Here is a 4535-nt window from a genome sequence, read left to right on the forward strand (position 1 = left end):
GCGCAATGCTTGCGCCCCAGGGGCGCAAGCATTGCGCCCCTACATTGATCGGGCTACTCCGTTGATCTACGAACGAACGTTTTGGAGATTTTATTTTTTGGAGTTCCCTTACTGAACCTGAGTATCAACCGGCTGGATCCGAATTCCGGGATTAATCGGCTGTTGCTGGGGCTGAACTCCGGGACTAATCGGCTGTTGCTGAACTCCGGGACTAATCGGCTGTTGCTGAACTCCGGGACTAATCGTCGGTTGCTGAACTCCGGGATTGACTTGCTGCTGAACCCCGGGATTAACTTGAAAATCCCCAGGAGTCGTTTGAATGGGAGTTCCTGCGGGAACCTGCTGAATCGGAGTCCCTGCGGGAACCTGCTGCTGGGTTGGAATACCTTGGGTGGGCTGTCCTGGCACTGTTTGAACCGGACTGAAACCCGACGTAGTTCTAATCACAGTGCCATCGGGTAGGGTTTGAATGGTTGTGCCATCGGGTAAAACTTGGACCTGACCGGGGGCCATTCCTTCTGTACCGGGGACCGTATTCCCAGGGGCCAGGTTGCCTTGTCTAGGGACTTGGCTGGGGAGTGGAGGTGTTGGCTGTTGGGTTTCACAGAGGTTATTGAGATTCCTAGCTTCGCCGGAAGAATCGATCATAAAACAGCCTGGATATTCTTGGGCGATCGCTCCCTGGGAAACAGGCAGCATTAAAGCAAAAACTCCAGATGTCATCAAGGTTAAGGTGACTTTAAAAGGGTTAAACATTTTCAGGAATTCTCCTTAGATTAATTTTTAATTGATGGGGTTTGAATTTAGCTATTTAATAAACCCCGACGTTAGAGGCAAACTTTTAATAATCATCAAAGCGAATCAAATTACTGAAATAATTAGGGAGCATCTCAATTTGGTCTCAAAGGGGAATTTATACGTCTTGCTCCCCCTTCCCTCTTAGGGAAGGGGGCTGGGGGGTTAGGTCTCTTTGCCAAATTGAGATGCTCGCAATAATTAAGGCTTTGGAGTGATAATTCCGGTAATTTTTTGCTCCTAACTATTCCGTTAATTTTTAACAAGTAAAGCAATGAAAGAATGCTTAGTCTTGGCAAAAGCCAAGACTAAGACAAGCCGATAGTAGGAGGGTTTATTTAGAAACTATTAATATTATGCAAAAATAAAAGGAAAACCCGGCTCCCTCACTAGAGAGATTTATCCCTCATCCCCCAGACAGAGTTAACCAGAATTTGACTTCAAAATATTTAGGGTTAAATTTAGCCCCCCTGTTGCGAGTCATAGAACTAGGGCATCGGTACTGGATTAAAGAAGCAGTACCAGAAACCAGGTTTTTGGCCCAAAGTTGGTATTCAGGGGCAGAAATTTTGGACAAAACCCTGACTTCTCCCCCTTTCTGTACCGATCCCCTAGGCTTTTTTGGGTATTATTTACCAACTTTCACCGTATTAGCGGCCCGGGTTGCTTTTGCCCTAGCTTCTGCAATCGTCTGAGCTTTTGCTAAAGCGACCCCCATGCGCCGGTAGGGACGAGAATCGGGTTTACCAAATAATCTTAAATCAACATCGGGTTCTATGAGAGCCTCGGCGACTCCGTGATAAGAAATTGAATCCGAATGGTCTTGGGCTAAAATAACGGCACTAGCAGAAGGGCCAACTTGTTCAATTTTGGGAATCGGTAGCCCTAAAATGGCTCGCAAATGAAGTTCAAATTCGTTGAGATTTTGGGAGATTAGGGTCACCATGCCGGTATCGTGGGGACGGGGAGAGAGTTCGGAGAAAATTGTCTCATTTTTGGTGATAAAAAACTCGACGCCGAAAATACCGGCACCGCCTAAAGCATCAGTGACTTTTTGAGCGATCGCCTCCGCTTCTTGGATTCGTTCTGGTGAAATATCTGCCGGTTGCCAAGATTCTTGATAGTCGCCGCGTTCCTGACGATGACCGATCGCCGGACAAAACAAGGTGGGACTATCCCACTGGCGGATAGTCAGTAGGGTAATTTCCAGTTCAAACTCAATGAATTCCTCAACAATCAGCTTTTGAGTATCGCCTCGGGAACCGGCGATCGCATAGTTCCAGGATGCTTCTACTTCACTGCGATCGCGAACCGTTGATTGTCCTTTTCCCGAAGAAGACATCACAGGTTTAACCACATGGGGAAATCCGATTTCTTCCGAAGCGGCGATTAATTCTTCTAAAGTGGTGGCATAAGCATATTTAGCGGTTCTAATGCCTAACTCTCGATGAGCGAGTTCCCGAATGCGATCGCGATTCATGGTGTAGTTGGTTGCCTTCGCCGTGGGAATGACAACAATGCCGCGATCTTTTTCAAATTCCAGTAATTTTTCCGTGCGAATGGCTTCAATTTCTGGGATAATAAAATTGGGTTGATGGTGATTGACGATTCGTTCCAAATCATCGGGATTTAGCATAGAAATCACTTCAGAATAATCCGCCACTTGCATCGCGGGAGCATTGGCATAGCGATCGACGGCAATGACTGTATTCCCGAGACGTTGAGCGGCGATCGTAAATTCTTTCCCGAGTTCGCCGGACCCGAGCAGCATTAATTTTTGGGGTAACTGCATTGAATGAATCCCTAATTGACTGGACTGCCACCTATTTTAAACCGTTTATTCTCCAATTCAACAAACGGGAATCGAGGGATCAAGCCCCCGACTCCTGTAGCACCCTGTTTAAACCATTTCCAGATGGGGCGATCGGCGCGTTCTTTCCAACCCTGGGGATTTATTTTCCCTTACACAGCATAACTTTCCCCAATCCGATGCACTTTAATCAAGTTAGTTACCCCAGTAATGGGGAGGGGTAACCCGGCGATAATCACCACAAGGTCTCCTTTTTCGACAAATTTCTGTTCGAGGACTGTTTTTTCTAATAAAACAATCATTTCATCGGTATTAGAAACCTCTTCCAGTTGCAACGATTGCAAACCCCAATAGAGGGCAATGCGCCGTTGAATAAACTCATCAGTTGTGACAGCGATCGCGGGGATAGATTGGCGATATTTTGACAGTAAACGAGCCGTAAATCCATGTTCAGTAAAGCAAATTAGCGCCTTGGCATGAAGATTTTCGGCCAGTTGGCAGCCCGCATGAACCACCGAGTTTCCAATGGGATAAGCCTCAAGTCCCGTCACATATTGTCGGGAAGAGGTTAACTGATCCTCGGCAGTTTCCGCAATCAGCGCCATTGTTCTCACCGACTCAACTGGATAATCTCCCACTGCCGTTTCTCCCGACAGCATCAGGGCATCTGCCCCATCATAAATCGCATTGGCAATGTCCGAGACTTCCGCACGAGTCGGGCGCGGATTGTGAATCATGGACTCTAACATTTGAGTGGCGACAATCACAGGTTTTTGATGAGTCCAACAGGCTTGTAAAATCGATTTTTGGAGGGTAGGAACCCGTTCTAAGGGAATTTCCACCCCTAAATCTCCCCGGGCTACCATCACAACATCTGCCGTTTCTACAATCTCTTCTAAACAATCTAAGGCTTCATGACGCTCGATTTTAGCAATCACATGAGCGTATTTATCTTTGCGCCTAATTGCCCCTTTGACTTCTTTGATATCCGAGGCTTCTCGAACGAAAGAGAGGGCAACATAATCAATGTTTTGGTCCAAGCCAAAACTCAAATCTTCAATATCTTTTTGGGTCATCGCTGGAGCAGAAATCGAAGAATGTTGGAGGTTAATTCCTTTGTGACTTTTGATCGGACCTCCATAAATCACCGTCCCGTAAATTTCTTTATCATAAATGCGATCGGCTTGGATGCAAATTAGACCATCATCAATGAGAATAGAATCTCCTTCTTTAACATCATCAGCCAATCCTTTATAGGTGGAACTAAAGCGTTGAGCGTTCCCGACTACCTCTAGCATTGTAATGATAGTTTGCTCCCCAGGATGGAGGACAACCTCGGGTTCCATTTCTCCGACTCGGATTTTTGGGCCTTGTAAATCCTGCATAATCGCGATCGGTTTATTTAATTCGGCGGACACTTCGCGAATGGTACGGATATTTTGTTCGTGAGTGGTATAGTCACCGTGGGAGAAGTTTAAGCGAGCTACATCCATTCCCGCTAGAACCATTTCTTTAATGGTATTGCGATCGCAACTAGCCGGACCGAGGGTGCAGATAATCTTCGTTTTACGCATGAAATTAAACCGATTAGAGAGGAATGCACGACATCAGTTAGCAGTTTAACCGAATTTTTATTAGAAATCCGGATATTTATCAGCTAGAATCGGGGTAGATTTTCCCGTTTGGAGTTGAATCAAATCTGGATCTAGAACATTATATTGTAAATTTTAATCTCAATGGGGAGGGTGAACTGTGACGCAGGATACATCTGCTCAGTTGACCGACCCGAAGCTGCATAGACTCCCCACAACTGAGTTTTATTTTCATTAAAAATAAACTTTTATCCTCCGGTTTAAAATTATAATATAATTTCCCATTTTACCTTTTTCTTAGATATAAAAACGACATAAGTCAGTTCCATTTCTCCCCC

General features: G+C 45.6%; 3 protein-coding genes. All 3 read right to left on the reverse strand.

The genetic code is table 11. The features are described 5' to 3' along the window. Nucleotides 1-108: 108 nt before the first annotated feature. Nucleotides 109-756, reverse strand: coding sequence for a hypothetical protein (locus NG833_RS29450; protein ID WP_254568821.1), 648 nt, complete (start codon nt 754-756; stop codon nt 109-111). Nucleotides 757-1423: 667 nt separating this feature from the next. Further along, nucleotides 1424-2596: a formate-dependent phosphoribosylglycinamide formyltransferase gene (gene purT, locus NG833_RS29455; RefSeq protein ID WP_309143897.1), complete on the reverse strand. Its 1173-nt coding sequence runs from the start codon at nt 2594-2596 to the stop codon at nt 1424-1426. Nucleotides 2597-2757: 161 nt separating this feature from the next. Next, nucleotides 2758-4179: a pyruvate kinase gene (gene pyk / locus NG833_RS29460; protein ID WP_254568823.1), complete on the reverse strand. Its 1422-nt coding sequence runs from the start codon at nt 4177-4179 to the stop codon at nt 2758-2760. Between the last annotated feature and the right edge of the window lie 356 nt (nt 4180-4535).

Origin of the sequence: Oscillatoria sp. HE19RPO, from assembly GCF_024220515.1 — a bacterium.
In the GTDB taxonomy this organism is placed as follows: domain Bacteria; phylum Cyanobacteriota; class Cyanobacteriia; order Cyanobacteriales; family Laspinemataceae; genus Laspinema.

Bases quoted from the DNA above. Each gene is read 5' to 3' on its own strand.
- NG833_RS29450 (WP_254568821.1), bottom strand. From the start codon at position 756: ATGTTTAACCCTTTTAAAGTCACCTTAACCTTGATGACATCTGGAGTT.
- pyk (WP_254568823.1), bottom strand. From the start codon at position 4,179: ATGCGTAAAACGAAGATTATCTGCACCCTCGGTCCGGCTAGTTGCGAT.